This window comes from Empedobacter brevis, assembly GCF_965118635.1.
Taxonomy (GTDB): domain Bacteria; phylum Bacteroidota; class Bacteroidia; order Flavobacteriales; family Weeksellaceae; genus Empedobacter; species Empedobacter brevis_A.
Genome location: NZ_CBCPHV010000009.1, coordinates 13,341 through 32,339, shown reverse-complemented (window position 1 = coordinate 32,339; position 18,999 = coordinate 13,341). Strand labels below are relative to the sequence as shown.

Sequence of the window (18,999 nt, the reverse complement as noted above, 5' to 3'; positions counted from 1 at the left end):
TGACAAATTCACCAACATAAAAAGCCTCGCAAATGCGAGGCTTTCTTTTATAACTCAATCCTTAAAACAGATTACTTATTACGGTATTCGTTCCAAGTTTTAATTTTTAAATCATCCATTGATAATGTTGTAAATGCATTTATGAAAGCCGAAGCTAAACGCTCATTTGTAACTAATGGAATATTGAAATCTACTGCTGTACGACGAATTTGATAATCGTTATCTAATTCCGCTTTTGTTAAGTTTTTCGGAATATTAATCACCATATCAATTTTCTTATCGTGTAAATAAGACATTACATTTGGTTCTTTTTTATCCGAAGGCCAATATACTAAAGTAGAATACACATCATTTTCTGTAAAGAATTTGTGTGTTCCTTCCGTTGCATAAATCTTGTAACCTTTCGCAATTAATTGTTTTGCTGGTTCTAATAAAGCAACTTTAGAAGCAATTGGTCCACCAGAAATTAAAACTGTTCGCTCTGGAATTTCATATCCAACAGATAACATCGATTTTAATAACGCTTCTTCTGCTGTATCTCCAATACATCCTACTTCTCCTGTTGAAGACATATCCACAGATAAAACTGGATCGGCTCCTGCAAGACGCGTGAATGAAAATTGTGAAGCTTTAACTCCTACATAATCTAAATCGTAAACGATTTCTGAATGTCCTTTTTCTACTTCTAATCCTAATAAAACTTTTGTTGCTTTTTCGATTAAATTATTTCCTGCAACTTTCGATACAAATGGGAACGAACGAGAAGCACGAATATTTGTTTCGATCACACGAACTGTATTATTCTTTGATAAGAATTGAATATTCATTGGTCCAGAAATTTCGAAACGTTTTGCAATTTTAGCTGCTACTTTTCGCATTTGACGAATTGTTTCGATATATACTTTTTGTGGTGGATAATACATCGTTGCATCACCAGAATGAACTCCAGCAAATTCTACGTGTTCAGAAACTGCATAATCTACAATTTCTCCGTTTTGACAAACTGCATCCAACTCAATTTCTTTTGCTCCTTGTACGAATTCCGAAACAACAACTGGATAATCTGGAGAAACTTCTTTTGCTAATTTCAAGAAAGCATCTAATTCTTCTGTATTTGAAACAACATTCATCGCAGCTCCAGATAAGACATAAGAAGGACGAATCAATACTGGGAAATTAACTTCTTCAACAAATTTGTGAATCGCTTCTAGAGAAGAAAGTTCTTTCCAACGTGGTTGATCGATTCCTAATTCATCTAAAATTTCAGAGAATTTGTGACGATTTTCTGCATCATCAATTCTTAAAGGAGATGTTCCTAAAATATTGATTGATTGATCGTACAATTTCATTGCTAAGTTATTTGGAATTTGACCTCCTGTCGAAATAATTGTTCCTTCAGGTTGTTCAAAATCTAAAATATCCATTACACGTTCAAACGATAATTCTTCGAAATATAAACGGTCCGATTCATCATAATCTGTAGAAACTGTTTCTGGATTATAATTGATGATGATTGTTTTATATCCATTTTTAGAAGCAGTATGTGCTGCATTTACAGAACACCAATCGAACTCAACAGATGAACCGATACGATAAACTCCAGATCCTAAAATACAAACTGATTTTTCTGTTTCTGGCGCTAAATCATTTTCAGTTCCATGATAAGTAACGTATAAATAATTTGTTTGTGCTGGGAATTCTGCTGCTAATGTATCGATTTGTTTTACAACTGGTTTTATTCCAAAGTTTTTACGTAATTCACGAACAGTTAATTCATTTCGATGTACATTTTGATCACCTTTTACTAAAACTGCAATTTGTTGATCCGAGAATCCTAATAATTTTGCACGTTTTACTAAATCAGCATCTACTTGTTCGAATCTTTCTAAAGCTTCAAATTCTTTTGATACATTAAAAATTCTTTCTAAACGTTGTAAAAACCATAAATCGATTTTTGTTAAATCATGAATTTTTTCAATCGAATATCCTGCTTTAAAAGCTTCTGTAATGGCATATAAACGCTCATCATTTGGCTCTGATAACCAAGTATCCAATGATTCTCCTTCTGGAATTTTGAATCCATTTGCTACGAAACCTCTGTGTCCGATATCTAACATACGAACTCCTTTCTGAATTGCTTCTTCGAAAGAACGTCCAATTGCCATAACTTCTCCAACAGATTTCATTGCAGAACCAATATTACGACGAACTCCATAGAATTTATTCAAATCCCAACGAGGCAATTTCACTACACAATAATCCAACGCTGGCTCGAACATCGCAGATGTTGTTTGCGTTACGCTATTTTTTAATTTGTCTAATGAATAACCTAAAGCTAATTTAGCAGCTACGAAAGCTAATGGATAACCTGTTGCTTTTGATGCTAAAGCTGATGATCGAGATAAACGAGCATTTACTTCGATTACACGATATTCTTCAGAAACTGTATCGAAAGCATATTGAATGTTACATTCTCCAACAACACCAAGGTGACGAATTGTACGAATGGCAACTTCACGTAATTTATGATATTCTGAGTTTGATAAAGTTTGAGAAGGCGCAATAACAATTGATTCTCCTGTATGCACACCAATTGGATCGAAGTTTTCCATGTTACAAACTGTAATACAGTTATCGTAAGCATCACGAACTACTTCGTATTCAATCTCTTTCCATCCTTTTAATGATTCTTCCACTAAAACTTGAGAAGAATAATTGAATGCTTTTTCAACTAAATCTAATAATTCTTCTTCGTTATTTGCAAAACCAGAACCTAAACCTCCTAAAGCATATGCTGCACGAATGATTAATGGGAAACCGATGCGTTTTCCTGCTTCCATTGCATCTGCAACAGTTTCTACTGCTTCTGAACGAGCTGTTAAAACACCGATTTGATCTAATTTTTCAATAAAAATATCGCGATCTTCCGTTGCTTCGATTACAGGAATTTGTGTTCCTAAAACCTCAACTCCATATTTTTCGAATATTTTTTCTTTGTTTAATTCTACTGCACAGTTTAAAGCAGTTTGTCCACCAAAAGCGACTAAAACTCCGTCTGGTTTTTCTTTTTGAATTACTTTTTCTACAAAGTAAGGTGTTACAGGCAAAAAGTAAACTTCGTCTGCAATTCCTTCAGAGGTTTGAACAGTTGCAATATTTGGATTGATTAAAACTGTTTTAATCCCTTCTTCTTTTAACGCTTTTAACGCTTGAGAACCAGAATAATCAAACTCACCAGCTTGACCAATTTTTAATGCTCCTGATCCTAATACTAATACTTTTTTAATATCTTTTTTTAACATCGTGATTCTGATTATGCGTTTGCGCTTTTATATTTTTTTACTTCTTCAATAAACTCATCAAATAAATATTCTGTATCAACTGGTCCGCCCATTGCTTCTGGGTGAAATTGAACCGTGAAGATTGGTTTTGATTCGTGACGAATTCCTTCACATGTTCCATCATTTAAGTTTGTAAAGAATGTTTTGAATCCTTCTGGTAATTTTGAATCATCTACAGCAAAACCATGGTTTTGAGAAGTGATGAAACATCTTTTTGTACCAACTAATTGCACTGGTTGATTATGCGAACGATGTCCATATTTTAATTTGAAAGTAGATGCTCCTGCAGCTAAACTTACCAATTGATTTCCTAAACAAATTCCGAAAATTGGTTTATCAGCTTTCAAAGATTCTTTGATATGATTGATTGTAGGAACACATAAAGCTGGATCTCCAGGTCCATTCGAAATGAATAATCCGTCATATTCTAGTGTTGAATAATCATAATCCCAAGGAACTCGAATCACCTCAACATCACGATTCACAAAACAACGAATAATATTATTTTTCACTCCACAATCAATTAAAACTATTTTGATAGCTGCTCCTTCGTTGTAACGAATCACTTCTTTACAAGAAACTTGATCTACTAAATTATCTTCGTTTGGATCATAATATTCAATATCTGTATCTGCTACTATTTTTCCTAAAGTAGAACCTTGTTCACGTAATTTTTTAGTAATCATACGTGTATCAACGCCATAAATTCCAGGAATATTTTGACTTTCTAGCCAAGCTCCTAATTTTTGAATAGCATTCCAGTGAGAATAATCATCAGCATAATAAGAAACAACCAATCCAGTTACTTGAATTTGGTTCGATTCCATCCAAGCTTCAATTTCATTAATCATTGCTTTATCATCCGGAACACCATAATTACCAATCATTGGAGCTGTCATCACCATAATCTGCCCTTTGTAAGAAGGGTCAGTCAAACTTTCATTATATCCAACTAAAGCTGTGTTGAATACTACTTCTCCTGCGGCAGAAGTATATGCACCGAAAGATTTTCCTTCGATTTCTAATCCGTCTTGGAATACTAATTTTACTGTCTTATCCATTGATGATAATGTTAATTTCAGTTTCTAAAGCTGATATGAATTTATCTATGTATTGTTTTGTTACTGTTAAAGGTGGTAATAAACGAATAACGTTTGTACCAGCATATCCAACAAAAATATTGTGTTTTGTAACTAAGTTATTTTTTAGTTCGTTGATTGGGAAATCAAATTCAATTCCAATCATAGAACCACGTCCACGAACTTCTTTAATTTTAGGGAATTTGTTTAATTGGATTCCTACATATTCTCCAATTTCTTTTGCATTTTCGATTAAATTTTCTTTTTCAATCACATCTAAAACAGCTACTGCAGCTGCACAAGCTAAATGATTTCCACCGAAAGTAGTTCCTAATAATCCATAAGAAGCTTTGAATTCTGGCGAGATTAAAACTCCTCCAATTGGGAATCCATTCCCCATTCCTTTTGCCATAGTTATCAAATCTGCTTTGATACCAGAATGTTGATGCGCAAAGAATTTTCCTGAACGTCCGTAACCGCATTGAATTTCATCTGCAATTAAAATTACTCCGTTTTCTGTACAAACTTTTCTCAATTCTTGTACAAATTCATCAGAAGGCAAAATAATTCCTCCAACTCCTTGAATTGGTTCGTAAATTACTGCTGCTACATCTCCTCCTGCGATAACTTCTTTTACTTGATTAATATCAAATTCTACAAAAGATACTTTGTGATGAGCATTGTATGGTGCAACAATTTTTGGATTATCTGTTAACGCAACTGTTCCGGAAGTACGTCCATGAAATGCATCTTTGAAAGCAATTACACGATCTTTTCCTGTATGAAAAGAAGCTAATTTTACAGCATTTTCATTGGCTTCTGCTCCAGAGTTAATTAAGAATAATGTATAATCTTCGTAACCTGATGCTTTTCCTAATTTTTCTGCCAATTCTTGTTGAATTGGAATATTTACTGAGTTTGAATAAAACCCGATATTATTAATTTGTTCTGTTAATTTCTCAACATAATATGGATGCGAATGACCAATAGAAATCACTGCATGACCTCCATAAAGGTCCAAATATTCTTTTCCGTTTTCGTCCCAAAGAATACAATCTTTAGCTTTTACCGGAGTTACATTCATTAATGGATATACGTCGAATAGTTTCATTTAATAAGTTTTAAGTGATGAGTTTTGAGTAATTAGTTAAGCGATTGTTCTAATTTTATTGATTAATCCAATTAACATTGCTTTAATTTCATTACACTCATCCGTTAATTTTGAATATTCTTCAATATTTATATAATTCAAATCTTTAGCTAGTAAAATAAAGTATGTTACTTCATTTAAAGAGCCTAAAGAAATATTTAAAAATTGAGCAAAGTCTTTATTTGAGTTTCTTCCACAACCTTCTGCAATATTTGCAGGTACAGAAGATGATGCTCTTTTGATTTGAGAAATTAATCCAAATTGTTCTTCTTTTGGAAATTGATTTACAATTTTATATAAATCCAAAACCAAGAGATGTGAACGATTCCAAACTTGTAATTTTCTATAATCTTGCATACTCAAAACTTATAACTCAATACTCACAACTCTTAAAACGCAACTGTTTTAAGATTCAGTCCTAAGTTTTCTTCCCAACCAAACATCAAGTTCATATTTTCTATAGCTTGTCCAGAAGCTCCTTTCGTTAAATTATCAATAACAGAAGTTATTAACAATACATCATCTTGTTTCTGTACGTGTAAAAAACATTTGTTGGTATTTATAACTTGTTTCAATGCTATTGGTGCTTCAGAAACATGCGTAAAAGGTTCGTTTTTATAATATTCGTTGAAGATATTTTTTGCTTCTTCTTCTGTTAAATCAGATTTTAAATAAACACCTGCTAAAATTCCGCGCGCAAAATCTCCTCGCATTGGTAAGAAATATACTTTGTTATTGAAATCTTTTTCTAATAGATTCAATGTTTGATAAATTTCTCCTTCATGTTGGTGCGTAAATTCTTTGTAAAAAGAAACATTATTATTTCGCCAACTAAAATGTGTGGAAGCAGATAAACTCTGTCCAGCTCCTGTAGAACCTGTTACAGCATTGATGTGAATATCATTTTTGATTTCATTCTTCGCTGCCAATGGTAACAATGCTAACTGAATAGCTGTTGCAAAACAACCTGGATTTGCAATATTTTGAGCTGTTTTGATTGCTTGTCTGTCCAATTCAGGCAAACCGTAAACAAAGGTTCTATCTTCGAAAATGTGGTTCGCATTTAATCGAAAATCATTACTCAAATCAATAATTTTTGTGTTGGCTGAGTATTTATTGTTTTGTAAAAACTCTGCCGATTTTCCATGACCAAGGCATAAAAAAACGACATCAGCATTTTCGTCTATTTTATCCGAAAATACGATGTCAGTTTCTCCAAACAAATCGTCGTGCACTTTGGTAACGGGGTTGCCTGCATTTGATGTACTGTACACAGACGAAATATTAACCATCGGATGATGAATCAATATTCTTAGCAGTTCGCCTGCTGTGTAGCCAGCACCTCCTACAATGCTTACGTTAATTTTGTTTGTCATTTGTTATGTTTTGCGCGTGTTTTTTTAAGGTAAATGTCACCTACTTTATTTTGATGTTTTTATTACTTTAACATCTATTTATCTAAAATAAAGTGGACTCGTTGAAATCCACTTTAAAAAATCAATTAATCGAAACTATGAACAATCTTTAATTGATTACCAAATATTTTGATAAAACCTCTTGCATCTCTACTATCCCAAGCTTCGTTCTCTTCTCCATAAGTAGCGACTTTAGATTGCATCATGTCATAAGGCGATTCGATTCCTATCATTGAAAAATGATAAGGATTTAATTGTACTTTCACTTTTCCTGTTACATGATTTTGAGAAGATTCTAAGAATGCTTCGATATCACGCATTACTGGATCCAAGTATTGTGCTTCGTGCAATAAAGTTCCGTACCAGTTTGATAAAGAATCTTTGTGCAACAATTGCCATCTTGTTAAAGTATGTTTTTCTAATAAGTGATGTGCTTTGATTAAGATATAAGCTGCTGGTGCTTCGAAACCTACACGTCCTTTGATTCCTAAAATTGTATCCCCTACGTGTATATCGCGACCGATTGCATATTCGCCTCCTATTTCATTTAATTTTTGAATTAAAGCTACTGGAGATAATTTTTCTCCATCTAAAGCTGTAGGAATTCCTTTTTCAAATTCAATTTCTATAACAGATGGTTCTGTTCTTGATAATTGTGTTGGATAAGCTTCTTCTGGTAAAGCTAAATCTGATGTTAAAGTTTCTACTCCTCCTACAGATGTTCCCCAAATCCCTCTATTGATAGAATATTTAGCTTTTTCCCAACTATAGTTTACACCATTTGCTTGTAAATAATCTACTTCTTGTTGGCGAGATAATTTTTCATCACGAATTGGTGTAATAATTTTTGATTGTGGTGAAATGACTGCAAACGCAACATCAAAACGAATTTGATCGTTTCCTGCTCCAGTCGATCCATGAACAATATATTCTGCATCTACATCTTTTGCGTACTGAGCAATTGCAATTGATTGAAACATACGTTCTGCACTCACTGACAATGGATAAGTATTATTTTTCAGGATATTTCCATAGATTAAATATCGAACACAATCGTTATAATATTTATCTGTAATATCAATCGTAACGTGTTTAGAAGATCCTAATTCATATGCACGTGTTTCGATATCTTTTAACTCCTCTGCTGAAAATCCACCAGTATTTACAATTACTGTATGCACTTCCATTCCTTGGTCTTTTGTTAAGTTTACTAAACAGTACGATGTATCGAGACCTCCACTGTAAGCTAAAACTGCTTTGTTGCTCATTGTTTGTTTATTTGTTTATATTGGGAATAATTCTTCTTAATTCATTAATAACCTCTTCTCGGCTACATTCTTCTTTCATTACAATTAACACTGTATCGTCTCCAGCAATTGTTCCAATTATTGTATTGAAATGTATGTTATCTATCTCAAAAGCAATTCTGTTTGCATAACCAGGCTTTGTTTTAATAACTCCCAAATTATTTGAGAAAATTAAACTTGCGTTTTCATTATGTGTTACTGTTGCAGTTGGTGCAGCACTTTCTGTAAGGCGATAAATGTATTGTCCCGAATTATTAGGAACTTTTGAAACTTTCAATTCGCGCAAATCTCTGGATAAAGTAGCTTGAGTAACGGAGATGTCTAAATCAATTAATTTTTTTAATAATTCGTCTTGATTACTAATTTCTTGATCGATTATTAAATCTTTTATAATCTGGAATCTGTATTTTTTATTACTCATTTTGAATATTTATTCGGGATTTTAGGCAAATATACTCATTTTAGACAAAAAAAAACCTTAATTCGTATATTTATTCATTTTCTTTTTTATTATCGTTTTCTTTTGCACGTTTCACGTACTCATCATCAAGGTTATCATAAACCAAGCCTGTACAAATACAGCGTTCGCGATCATTGTCCATCAAGATTTGATAATTTTTACAACTTTTACATCCATTCCAAAATTCATCTGATTGCGTTAATTCTGAAAAAGTTACTGGCTTGTATCCTAATTTAGTGTTCATACGCATTACAGCTAAAGAAGTTGTAATACTAAAGATTTTTGATTTCGGGAACTTAGTACGAGACAATTCAAAAACAGCTTGTTTTATTTCGCGTCCAATTCCTGAACTCCTTAAATCTGTACGAACAATTAAACCTGAGTTTACCACGAATTTTTCTTCTTCGTAAGTTTCTATGTAGCTAAACCCTGCTAATTGATCATCATCATCAAAAGCTATCACAGCATTTCCATTACGCATTTTGCGTTCTAGATAAACTGGATTTCGTTTAGCAATACCCGTTTTTCTCATACGAGCGGATTCTTCGTACCATTCGCACAGCAATTCTGTGTACTGGGCATCATCTGCATTTGCTATTCTAACATACATAATTTAAGGGAAAGTTGATTAATAAAGAGGGTTTGAAAACAAACGACCATTTGTCATCACATTTAAGTAAAATTTGAGAACCCGAAAGGCCGCTTTCTGATAGAAAGCTATTCTCATAATTGAGAAGAATAATTTCAATAATTTCTTCCATTAATCAACAAGATATTCAGTTATTATACTGAGATGCAAAGTTAAATATTATATTTTTGTAACACCAAAAAAAAGCAAACAAAATTTACATATTTATTAAGATGTTGAAAATTATTAAAATCGGAGGTGGAATTATAGACGACAGCCAAGAGTTAGAGCAGTTTCTTAAAACTTTTGCAGAAATTGATAGTCCAAAAATATTGGTACATGGAGGAGGAAAAGGTGCTTCGAAGATGTTAAATCAACTCGGAATAGAACCAAATATGGTAGAAGGTCGTCGCATAACAGACAAACCAACACTAGATGTTGTAACAGGTTTGTATGCCGGAAATATCAATAAAACAATTGTCGCTAAACTACAAGAATTCGATTGTAATGCATTAGGATTATCTGGTGCTGATGGCAATGCTATCAAAGGTTCTAAGCGACCTGTAAAAACAATTGACTATGGTTTTGTTGGAGATTTAACAGATGAAAGCGTTAACAAAGAATTATTCCAATTGTTAATCGACAATAATATTACGCCAGTTGTTTGTGCCATTACACATGATGGAAATGGACAATTGCTAAATACAAACGCAGACACAATAGCCTCCACAATTGCTGTTGCATTATCACAAGAAAATGAGGTTGAGCTTAATTTCTGCTTCGATAAAATTGGTGTTCTTCGCGATGTACATGATGACAAAACATTGATCCCAGAAATTAACGAAACTTTATATTTGCAATTAAAAGAAGAAGGTGTAATTTTCGAAGGAATGATTCCGAAATTAGACAATTCATTCAAAGTAATTAAAGCGGGTGTAAAAAATGTATGTTTAGTTCACGCGCGCAACATTAACTCAGAGATTAAAACAATTTTATGTTAGAATTAGCAGTTCTAAAAAAGAAAGCTGTCGATTTGTTATGCCAATTAATCGAAACTCAATCTTTTTCAAGTGAAGAAGACAAAACAGCCGATATTATTTTCAAGTTTTTAACCGATCATGGCGCAACAGCTCATCGTCAAAATAACAATGTTTGGAGTATTCATCCAAATTTCGATGAGAATAAGAAAACAATATTACTAAACTCGCATCACGATACAGTAAAATTCGGCTCTACATGGACATATGATCCCCTACAAGCAACTATCGAAGGCGACAAATTAGTAGGATTAGGTAGCAATGACGCGGGTGCTTCGGCAGTAAGTTTGTTGGCTACTTATATCAATTTCTTGAATGAAGATTTGCCTTACAACCTTATCGTTGCAATTACGGCAGAGGAAGAGAGCTCTGGGCAATTGAATGTCGCAAGTATTCTGCCTAACTTACCAAAAATAGATTTGGGAATAGTAGGCGAGCCTACGCAAATGGATATGGCTATTGCAGAACGCGGCTTAGTTGTGATGGATGTTATTGTAAAAGGTAAAACAGGACACGCGGCACGCAACGAAGGTGTAAATGCGATTTACGAAGCGTTAGAAGTCATCAATTGGTTCAAAAATTATCAATTCGAAAGAGTTTCAGATATGTTAGGACCAGTAAAAATGACTGTTACGCAAATAGAAGCAGGAAAACAACACAATGTCGTGCCAGATGAATGCCATTTAGTTGTTGATTGTCGTGTAAATGAATTGTATTCGAATCAAGAAGTTTTTGATATTATTACAAGTTCTCTACCAAATGCAGAAGTAAAAGCACGCTCATTACGATTAAACTCTTCTCGTATTTCAGAAAATCATCCAATTGTACAAAAAGGAATCGAATTAGGTTGCTCTACTTACGGATCACCAACAATGTCGGATCAGGCAATGATGAATTTTGAAACGGTAAAGATGGGACCTGGAGATTCAGCACGTTCGCACACACCCGACGAGTATATTTATCTATCAGAAATAGAGCATGGAATTGAGCGATATACCAGTCTATTAAAAGATTTCATATTTTAATCGAAAGATAATATCCCTCACATAAATAAAGAACAAAAGCATCTTCAAGAGTATTGAAGATGCTTTTCTTTTTCATCATAAACTACATTAAGCATACAACTTAAGCAATAGTCAATAGAAAGCCGCACAGGTTTCGATAAAAAGCTGCGCAGGTTTTCAGTAACTCAAGCTTACCTTTTGGTTAAAAGCTACGTGGCTTTTTAGCAAGTCTTCCTTATGTTTTGAATGGAAGTTGCTTAACTTTATTAATATCAAAAGTTATTAACATAAAAAAGAGGCTAATAAAATTAGCCTCTTTTCGTATATAATGTAATTAAGTATTACTCAATTTGCATTTTCACTGGGATGTTGAAATTCAACTTCGCAGCACGACCATCTTCTGTCTGAGCAGGTTTAATCGTTTTTCCTCTTCTTTGTTGACGTTGTGTAATACGCTCTAAAGCTTTTTTAGCTTCAGGTCCTAACTTAGCATCACCCATTGGAGAGATTCCAACAATTCTACCTTCAGTATCAATTTGGAAAGTCAATTTAGCTGAAACTATACCAGATCCTTGACCAGCTTGATCATTTGCAAAATCTTGCAACTCATCCGTCAAATCTCTTGACAATCTGTCTGATAAACATTTTGTCGCGGCATCCTTACCTTTCGCAGCTTCCTTTTCACAACCAGGATATACTGCCATTACAGCAGCTGTACGAGCAGTTACTGTAGAAGGAGCAGCAGGTTTTTCACCTTTATCCTCTGTTTTAGGAGCTTGAGTTGTATTTTTAGGAGCTTCTTTATTTAAATTAACAGGTCCCCCTCCAGTTTGACCATCAGATTCCTTCCCTTCACGTTTTTCAAAAGATAAATCTTTACCAACCAATTCTTCTTTAGGAGGAATCGTTTCCTCTTTCTTTGGTTGTTCTTTAGGTTCTGGCATCACGAATTTCTCTTGGGCAGTTTCCTCTTGATAATGATTTTCTTGTTGTTCTGGTTCTGGCTCCGGTTCTGGTTCTACCACTTCTTCCTCTTTTGGAGGTTCAGGCATATTCAAATCTTCAAGCTGTACGTCTACGACTACATCTTCTGTCTTTTTACTATTGAACATTCCTGTTGCAGATGCAATAAGAGCGAAAGCTAAAATCGCAATTACTATAAATCCACGTATGAAAGCTTTTAATAATGTACTTTTCTCAGACATTCTCATATCATAAGCACCGTACGCTTTATTTCTACCTTCAAATACAATCTCGTCTAAGGATTTTAGTTTGTTGTTATTTTCTGACATTTTAATTCTTTTAAATTTAACAATTAAACTAATTATTTACCTACTTTTTCATCGTAAACCTTTTGTTCTTCAGGTGTTACTTGAACGATACCGTATCGTGTAGATTTAGTAATCTCCATTTCATCTAACACATTTACTAAATTATCATACGTAGCATTATCCATTGGTTTGATAATTACAGTAAATTTTTCTTTGTCACTTGCTCTAGATGCAGCAGTAGTGATTACTTTACGAATACCCTCAGCAGAGTAATCAGTCTCATTTAAGTTTCCGGCATTTAATTTACCAGCCTCTTGTTGATACCAAAATAATTTATTATCCTTTGCAACTAAAATTGTAACTGAGTTTTCAATTTTAACTTCTGTTGGAGGTACAACATTTTGAGGAATCTTTGGAGGCATGTTCAAGTTCATTACGTTTGGTTTGATCGAAGTCGCTGCAAACATAAAGAAAGTAATTAATAAGAAACCTAAATCAACCAAAGGAGCCATATCGACTTTCGTCGAATTCTTTTTGGAACGGACTTTCTTTCCGCCACCGTCATCGTGACTTTCTATTTGTGCCATTTTTTAATTTCTTAATAATTATTCTTGAGATGTAATTAACTGGAACTTATTCATGTTCTTTTCTTGCAATTGTTGGATCAATGTCTTGAATTTAATATATTCAGATTTTTGATCACCTTTAATTGCTAAGAAAATATCTGGGTTCGCTTCTTTTGCTTCAAATACCCAATCAATTAATTCTTGATTTTTGTTAGGTATCGTATCTAATGGAATACCTGGATGATATGATTGTTGTTTATCAGTAGACTGATTTAAATAATTTCTCATTTCATTCATTGGTACACCAAACTCTACTATGCTTTTGAATGCATTCTTTTCAGCATCTGTAAATTTCACTCCGTACTTATCACCCATTCTTTCTAATGTAGGAATACGATCTTTTTCTTCTAATCCGAATAAGAACTTCCCTTCATTATCAATTTTGATAACCATCATGTTTTCTGCAGCCATTTTTTGGTTCGAAACAGATGTTGGTGTTACGACAGGAACAACTTCAGGTTCTCTAAAGTTAGATGTCAAAATAAAGAAAGTTAACAAAAGCCAAGCCATGTCAGACATAGCTGTTAAGTCCATCGAAGGACCTCTTCTTTTTGGTTTTACTCTTGCCATTTTCTCTGTATTATTTAATATTCTAAATTGTTTTTTATTTGATTTTGTCCTTATACTATCCTTCTAAGGCTTCGTCAATGAATATTAATTGTGAGCAGAGAAAGATTGTTGAATACTCATTCCTACTTCGTCAATTTTGAATGTTAAGTCATCAATTTTAGAAGTTAAGAAAGCGTACATAATGATAGCGAATGCAGAAGCACCAATACCCATACCTGTATTAATTAAGGCTTCGGCAATACCTACTGATAATTGTGCAGCATCTGGAGATCCTCCTCCTTCACCTAATGCGAAGAATGCTTTAATCATACCGATTACAGTACCCATTAAGGCAATTAACGTACCTACAGAAGCAATTGTAGAGATAATTGTCATGTTTTTCTCTAACGTTGGCATTTCTAATGTTGTAGCCTCTTCTAACGTTTTACCTAATTGAGCTAATTTTTGCTCTTTGTTTAAAGTTGTATCATTTTCTAAAGCTTTGTAAGTTGTTAAACCTTCTTTAACTACATTACCTACAGCTCCTTTTTGTTTGTCACATAATTCAATTGCTTTGTTTACTTCATTTTTGTTTAATAAAGCACGAATGTCGTTAACAAACTTTTCAGCAGATCCAGTTCCTTTAGCTTTGTTTAAAGCGATAACACGGTCGATTGAGAAAACGATTACCATAAAGAAGAAAGACATTAAGAATGGGATGATTACCCCCCCTTTATGAATAATTCCTAAAAAGTTTAGAGGATTACCTTTTTCTACATCACCTCCTTCAAAATTACCTTCTGCTCCAAATACAAACTTGAAGATCCCCATTGCAATTGCAATTAAAATGATCATAGTAATCACAGGGTTAAGACCTCCCTTTTTAGTTTTAGCTGGTACTGTTACATTCTTTTCCATTTACTAATTCTTTTAAATATTATGATTTTTATTAATGTGGGTGTAAATTAAGTGAAAATTTTTTAATTCTTCTAAATTTTTTACGTTGTTATCATATTAAATTTACAATCTATTTAAAATCAATAGATTTTTTTTTTGATTTGATAATTAAAAACAATTCAAAAACAATATACCTAATAATAAACAATTAATAATTTTATTTAAATCAGCCTCTTCACAAAAACCTAACCTATCGCAAATTTATTCAATAATTATACATATTTATATTTTTTTTTAAGAATTAAATTATTATTTTGATTTTTGCACATCAATAATTATAAATCCTATGAAAGTTTGTATCGCCGAAAAACCAAGTGTTGCTAAAGATATTGCCAAAGTAATTGGTGCAAATCAGAAGCATGATGGATACTATGAAGGTAATGGATTTCAAGTAACTTGGACTTTCGGGCACTTATGTACGCTAAAAGAACCGCAAGATTATACACCTGAATGGAAAAGTTGGGATCTTAATTATTTACCAATGATTCCGCAAAGTTTCGGGATTAAATTAATTGCTGACAAAGGTGTATCAAAACAATTTCATATTATTGAAAAATTAGTAACAAATAATCAAGTTCAAGAGATTATAAACTGTGGTGATGCTGGACAGGAAGGTGAATTGATACAACGTTGGGTATTATTAAAAGCACGTGCGACAGCACCCATGAAACGACTTTGGATTTCTTCTTTAACAGAAGAAGCTATAAAAGAAGGTTTCGAGAATTTAAAAGATGGTGAAAAATATTTCAATCTTTTTTCTGCTGGACAAGCTCGTGCAATCGGCGATTGGTTATTAGGAATGAATGCTACACGATTGTTTACCAAAAAATTTGCTCCACCCAAAACTGTTCTTTCTATTGGTCGAGTACAAACGCCAACTTTAGCGATGATTGTTCAGCGCCAAAAGGAGATCAATGCATTTATTGTAGAGGAATATTGGGAATTAAAAACAATTTTCAAAGAAGTTGAATTTAATGCGACAATTCCTCGCTTAAAATCTGAAGAAAAAGCCAAACAAGGTTTAGATTTTATAAAAGATCAAGAATTTGAAATCATTGATTTCGAAATAAAAGAAGGACGCGAAAAAAATCCTCGTTTGTTTGATTTGACAGCTTTACAAGTAGAAGCGAATAAAAAATATGCATTTTCTGCGGAGAATACTTTAAAATATATACAAAGTCTTTACGAGAAAAAATTTGTGACTTATCCGCGTGTCGATACAACTTATTTATCTGAAGATATTTATCCTAAAGTTCCAGGGATTTTGAATAAACTTACAGCTTATCAAAATTTGGTTGCTCCTTTGATGACGCAACCTATCCCAATGTCAAAAGCTGTTTTTGATAATACAAAAGTAACTGATCATCATGCGATTATTCCGACCGAAATCTTTCCGCAAGGTTTATCGAACGAAGAAAAACGTATTTATGATTTGGTTGCACGACGATTTATTGCTGTTTTTTATCCAGAATGTAAAGTGGCAAATACAACTGTCGAAGGAAAAGTTGAAAACACAGGAAAAGATGGACAACTTTCTGCAATAAATTTTAAAGCAACAGGAAAACAAATCCTTGAAATGGGCTGGCGTGAAGTTTATGCAAAGGATAAAAAAGAGGATGAAAAGGACGAAGAAAAGATAATGCCAATTTTCGAGATTGGTGAAAAAGGTCCTCACGAACCTTTTATTCATAAAGGAAAAACAACTCCACCAAAACATTATACAGAAGCAACGCTGTTACGTGGAATGGAAACTGCTGGACGACAAGTAGACGATGAAGAAATGCGCGAATTGATGAAAGAAAACGGAATTGGCCGCCCTTCTACTCGAGCAAATATCATCGAAACATTGTTTCGTAGAAAATACATTGAAAAGAAAAAACGTAATATAGTTGCAACACAAACTGGTATTGATTTGATTGATACGATTCAAGATGAATTATTAAAATCTCCTGAATTAACAGGTGTTTGGGAAAGAAAACTTCGTTTAATAGAAAAAGGTGAATACGAATTGGACCAGTTTAAACAAGAATTAATTGAAATGGTTTCGAAATTAACATTTGATGTTAAAAACAGTTATTACAGACCAATTGCTTCTCACCAAAATTCAGTTCAAACAACGGAAAAACCTAAAAAAGAACGTAAACCAAAAGAAGAAATTAATCTAGAAGATGCCACTTGCCCAAAATGTAAATCACACAAATTGGTTAAAGGAAAAGCAGCTTACGGTTGTTCTAATTTTAAAGAATGTGGATTTAAAATTCCATTTGAGTTTATGGGCAAAAAATTAACTGATAAACAGATTTTAGATTTAGTAACCAAACAAAAAACTGGAAAAATGGCTGGATTAATCAATCCTGAGAATGGAGCTAAAGTTTCTGGGAAAGCTATTTTGGGAATGAATTTCGATTTAGAATTTGAAGAAATGTAAGAAAAACGAGTTTCGAAATTCGAAACTCGTTAATTATATTTCTCTAACGTTTCTAGTAAAATTGTTTTTACTTTTTCTTTCAGTTTTTTGGGTTCAATAATCGTAACTGTTCGGCTGAGAGAAAGAATTTCGCTAATAAAATCTTCGGTCAAAAATAATTCTAAACCAATTAAAACTTCATCATTTTTAGTTCCTAAAATTTGTTGCGATTCATGCAAAGGCAAAGATTCTAAATATGCTGCTTGTTTTTTGGTCACAGAAAGGATTATTTTTTCTGGCTTTTCAGAAGTTGGAACAATAATTCCGTATGAATATTTATACTTATCATCGTAATTAAACTCAATATTATCATCAATTCTTTCGCGATGAATCGAAACTTTATTCATTCGTTCCAAACCAAAATTTTTGATAATTCCTTTATCATCAGCAATTAAATACCAACGGTTATTGTGTTCTCTTATCGCAATTGGCGAAACTTTACGAACTGTTTCTTTTTCCTCTCCAAACTTTTGATAATGAAATTCTATTTTCTTTTTCTTCTGAATTGCTTGAATAATATCTGGTAAAAACTCAGCTCTTTTTGGTTTTCTTTTTTCTAAATAGACAATAGAATCCAATGAATTCGTCAATTTTAAAGCAGAAAAACTATTGATTTCTTCTAAAGTTTTCAGAAATAAATCATCGCTATAATTATCTTGAATAATATAATATCCGCGCTGACTGCGACTGTACATAATGTCGATTCCCAAAATAGTTCTAATTTCTCGTATATCGCGCTGCAATGTTCTTTTCGAAAAATTAAATTCTAATGTATCATCTTGAAGTTGTAACATCTCAAATTCTCGTTCCAAAAAACGTTCTAAATCTTCATAAGAACAATACTTTTGTTGTGATAATTTACGAACAATATTGAAATAACGCGCAATATAACCTTGTTTTGACATTGAGTTGTAAGTGTTTGAACAAACTTAAGTCATCTACAATTAAAAACAAAAAAAAGTAACATTTCCTTATAAAATGTTACTTTTTTCCATTAATAAAAATGTAATATTCAAAAAATTATTCTATTATTTATTGCTGAATTTGCAAAATGAATATTTATAAATTCTTGTTGTGAATTTTACAATTCTTGCTCATTAACTTGAACTGTTTCGATGAAATTAGAAAGTTTATTGATAATTTCAGCATTTGAAGTTGGTTCATTTTTCACTTTTACACTTAAAAAGATTGAAGGAGCCAAATTATCTTGAATATAATTTGAGTCGTTTTGATATACTCCATCATTTTTAACTGAAGTTGAATTTAGATTTTCAGCTAAATCGCGTGCAACTTTGAATGTATCTTCGAAAGCTACATTCTGTTTAGAAACAACAGCTGCAACTTTATTTGTGTTATCATCCGACTTATCAAAGCTTAAAGTCATGATTAATTCTGGTTTTAAACTATCGATAATTGATTTTTTTTCTTCTTCTTTCAATCCTTTTGTTAAATCTTTCCATAAAAGTACTTGAACGTTTTCTTTATTTAAAGCTTCAACTTTAGATTTAAATTCTGTTGCAATATTAGTTTCTGAAGGTGCTGCGATATTATCTACAATATCGAGAATAACAACTTTTGGAGCTTCATCAACAATATTTACATTGTATTGAGATTTTGTTATTGGAGCTTCATTTTTTGTACTAAAAGAGAAAGAAACTAATCCTATTGCTGCGACTCCTAATACTTGCATTAATTTTTTCATAATAAT

The 18,999-nt window shown here is 32.7% G+C and carries 17 protein-coding genes; 3 read left to right on the top strand and 14 right to left on the bottom strand.

Features of this window, described 5'->3' with window-relative positions; all coding sequences use genetic code 11:
* Nucleotides 1-71: 71 nt before the first annotated feature.
* From carB to ACMHJW_RS11545, 8 genes are all read right to left on the bottom strand, one after another.
* The gene (gene carB, locus ACMHJW_RS11580; protein WP_413533576.1) at nucleotides 72-3,302 is read right to left on the bottom strand and encodes a carbamoyl-phosphate synthase (glutamine-hydrolyzing) large subunit; all 3,231 of its coding nucleotides are present in this window, start codon (nucleotides 3,300-3,302) and stop codon (nucleotides 72-74) included.
* Between the two features lie 11 nt (nucleotides 3,303-3,313).
* On the bottom strand, nucleotides 3,314-4,402 hold the full coding sequence (gene carA / locus ACMHJW_RS11575) for a glutamine-hydrolyzing carbamoyl-phosphate synthase small subunit (RefSeq protein WP_413533575.1): 1,089 nt from the start codon (nucleotides 4,400-4,402) through the stop codon (nucleotides 3,314-3,316).
* The gene (locus ACMHJW_RS11570; protein WP_413533574.1) at nucleotides 4,395-5,531 is read right to left on the bottom strand and encodes an aspartate aminotransferase family protein; all 1,137 of its coding nucleotides are present in this window, start codon (nucleotides 5,529-5,531) and stop codon (nucleotides 4,395-4,397) included. The genes carA and ACMHJW_RS11570 overlap by 8 nt, the downstream gene beginning before the upstream one ends.
* 36 nt (nucleotides 5,532-5,567) lie before the next feature.
* Nucleotides 5,568-5,927, bottom strand: coding sequence for a four helix bundle protein (locus ACMHJW_RS11565; RefSeq protein ID WP_413533573.1), 360 nt, complete (start codon nucleotides 5,925-5,927; stop codon nucleotides 5,568-5,570).
* 32 nt (nucleotides 5,928-5,959) lie between these two features.
* Nucleotides 5,960-6,946, bottom strand: a complete 987-nt coding sequence (argC, locus tag ACMHJW_RS11560; RefSeq protein ID WP_413533572.1) for an N-acetyl-gamma-glutamyl-phosphate reductase — start codon at nucleotides 6,944-6,946, stop codon at nucleotides 5,960-5,962.
* A gap of 125 nt (nucleotides 6,947-7,071) precedes the next feature.
* Nucleotides 7,072-8,253 (bottom strand): argininosuccinate synthase, encoded by a 1,182-nt coding sequence (argG, locus tag ACMHJW_RS11555; RefSeq protein WP_413533571.1) that lies wholly within the window; start codon nucleotides 8,251-8,253, stop codon nucleotides 7,072-7,074.
* A 7-nt stretch (nucleotides 8,254-8,260) separates the two neighbouring features.
* Nucleotides 8,261-8,713: an arginine repressor gene (locus tag ACMHJW_RS11550; RefSeq protein ID WP_413533570.1), complete on the bottom strand. Its 453-nt coding sequence runs from the start codon at nucleotides 8,711-8,713 to the stop codon at nucleotides 8,261-8,263.
* A gap of 70 nt (nucleotides 8,714-8,783) precedes the next feature.
* Complete coding sequence (locus ACMHJW_RS11545) at nucleotides 8,784-9,362, bottom strand: GNAT family N-acetyltransferase (protein WP_413533569.1); 579 nt, start codon at nucleotides 9,360-9,362, stop codon at nucleotides 8,784-8,786.
* 251 nt (nucleotides 9,363-9,613) lie between these two features.
* Here ACMHJW_RS11545 and argB point away from each other — a divergent pair, with 251 nt between their 5' ends.
* Complete coding sequence (gene argB / locus ACMHJW_RS11540; protein ID WP_413533568.1) at nucleotides 9,614-10,381, top strand: acetylglutamate kinase; 768 nt, start codon at nucleotides 9,614-9,616, stop codon at nucleotides 10,379-10,381.
* Nucleotides 10,375-11,442, top strand: a complete 1,068-nt coding sequence (locus ACMHJW_RS11535) for a M20 family metallo-hydrolase (RefSeq protein WP_413533567.1) — start codon at nucleotides 10,375-10,377, stop codon at nucleotides 11,440-11,442. Before argB ends, ACMHJW_RS11535 begins: the two co-directional genes overlap by 7 nt.
* A gap of 320 nt (nucleotides 11,443-11,762) precedes the next feature.
* Here ACMHJW_RS11535 and ACMHJW_RS11530 read toward each other — a convergent pair whose 3' ends face one another.
* The 4 genes from ACMHJW_RS11530 to ACMHJW_RS11515 all read right to left on the bottom strand — a co-directional run bounded on the left by ACMHJW_RS11530 (nucleotide 11,763) and on the right by ACMHJW_RS11515 (nucleotide 14,785).
* Entirely contained in the window at nucleotides 11,763-12,713 is a 951-nt protein-coding gene (locus ACMHJW_RS11530) for a hypothetical protein (protein WP_413533566.1), read from the bottom strand.
* Nucleotides 12,714-12,745: 32 nt separating this feature from the next.
* Nucleotides 12,746-13,279, bottom strand: coding sequence for an ExbD/TolR family protein (locus tag ACMHJW_RS11525; RefSeq protein ID WP_413533565.1), 534 nt, complete (start codon nucleotides 13,277-13,279; stop codon nucleotides 12,746-12,748).
* A gap of 18 nt (nucleotides 13,280-13,297) precedes the next feature.
* Nucleotides 13,298-13,888, bottom strand: a complete 591-nt coding sequence (locus tag ACMHJW_RS11520) for a biopolymer transporter ExbD (RefSeq protein WP_413533564.1) — start codon at nucleotides 13,886-13,888, stop codon at nucleotides 13,298-13,300.
* Between the two features lie 84 nt (nucleotides 13,889-13,972).
* On the bottom strand, nucleotides 13,973-14,785 hold the full coding sequence (locus ACMHJW_RS11515; protein WP_038336866.1) for a MotA/TolQ/ExbB proton channel family protein: 813 nt from the start codon (nucleotides 14,783-14,785) through the stop codon (nucleotides 13,973-13,975).
* A gap of 325 nt (nucleotides 14,786-15,110) precedes the next feature.
* On the opposite strand from ACMHJW_RS11515, the gene ACMHJW_RS11510 reads away from it, so the two are divergent.
* Nucleotides 15,111-17,252 carry a DNA topoisomerase 3 gene (locus ACMHJW_RS11510; RefSeq protein WP_413533563.1) on the top strand — a complete coding sequence of 714 codons (2,142 nt, stop codon included), beginning with the start codon at nucleotides 15,111-15,113 and terminating at the stop codon, nucleotides 17,250-17,252.
* 29 nt (nucleotides 17,253-17,281) lie between these two features.
* Here the strand turns inward: ACMHJW_RS11510 and ACMHJW_RS11505 are convergent, their stop codons facing one another.
* Nucleotides 17,282-18,196 carry a helix-turn-helix transcriptional regulator gene (locus ACMHJW_RS11505; protein ID WP_413533562.1) on the bottom strand — a complete coding sequence of 305 codons (915 nt, stop codon included), beginning with the start codon at nucleotides 18,194-18,196 and terminating at the stop codon, nucleotides 17,282-17,284.
* 176 nt (nucleotides 18,197-18,372) lie between these two features.
* Nucleotides 18,373-18,993, bottom strand: a complete 621-nt coding sequence (locus ACMHJW_RS11500; RefSeq protein ID WP_413533561.1) for a hypothetical protein — start codon at nucleotides 18,991-18,993, stop codon at nucleotides 18,373-18,375.
* Between the last annotated feature and the right edge of the window lie 6 nt (nucleotides 18,994-18,999).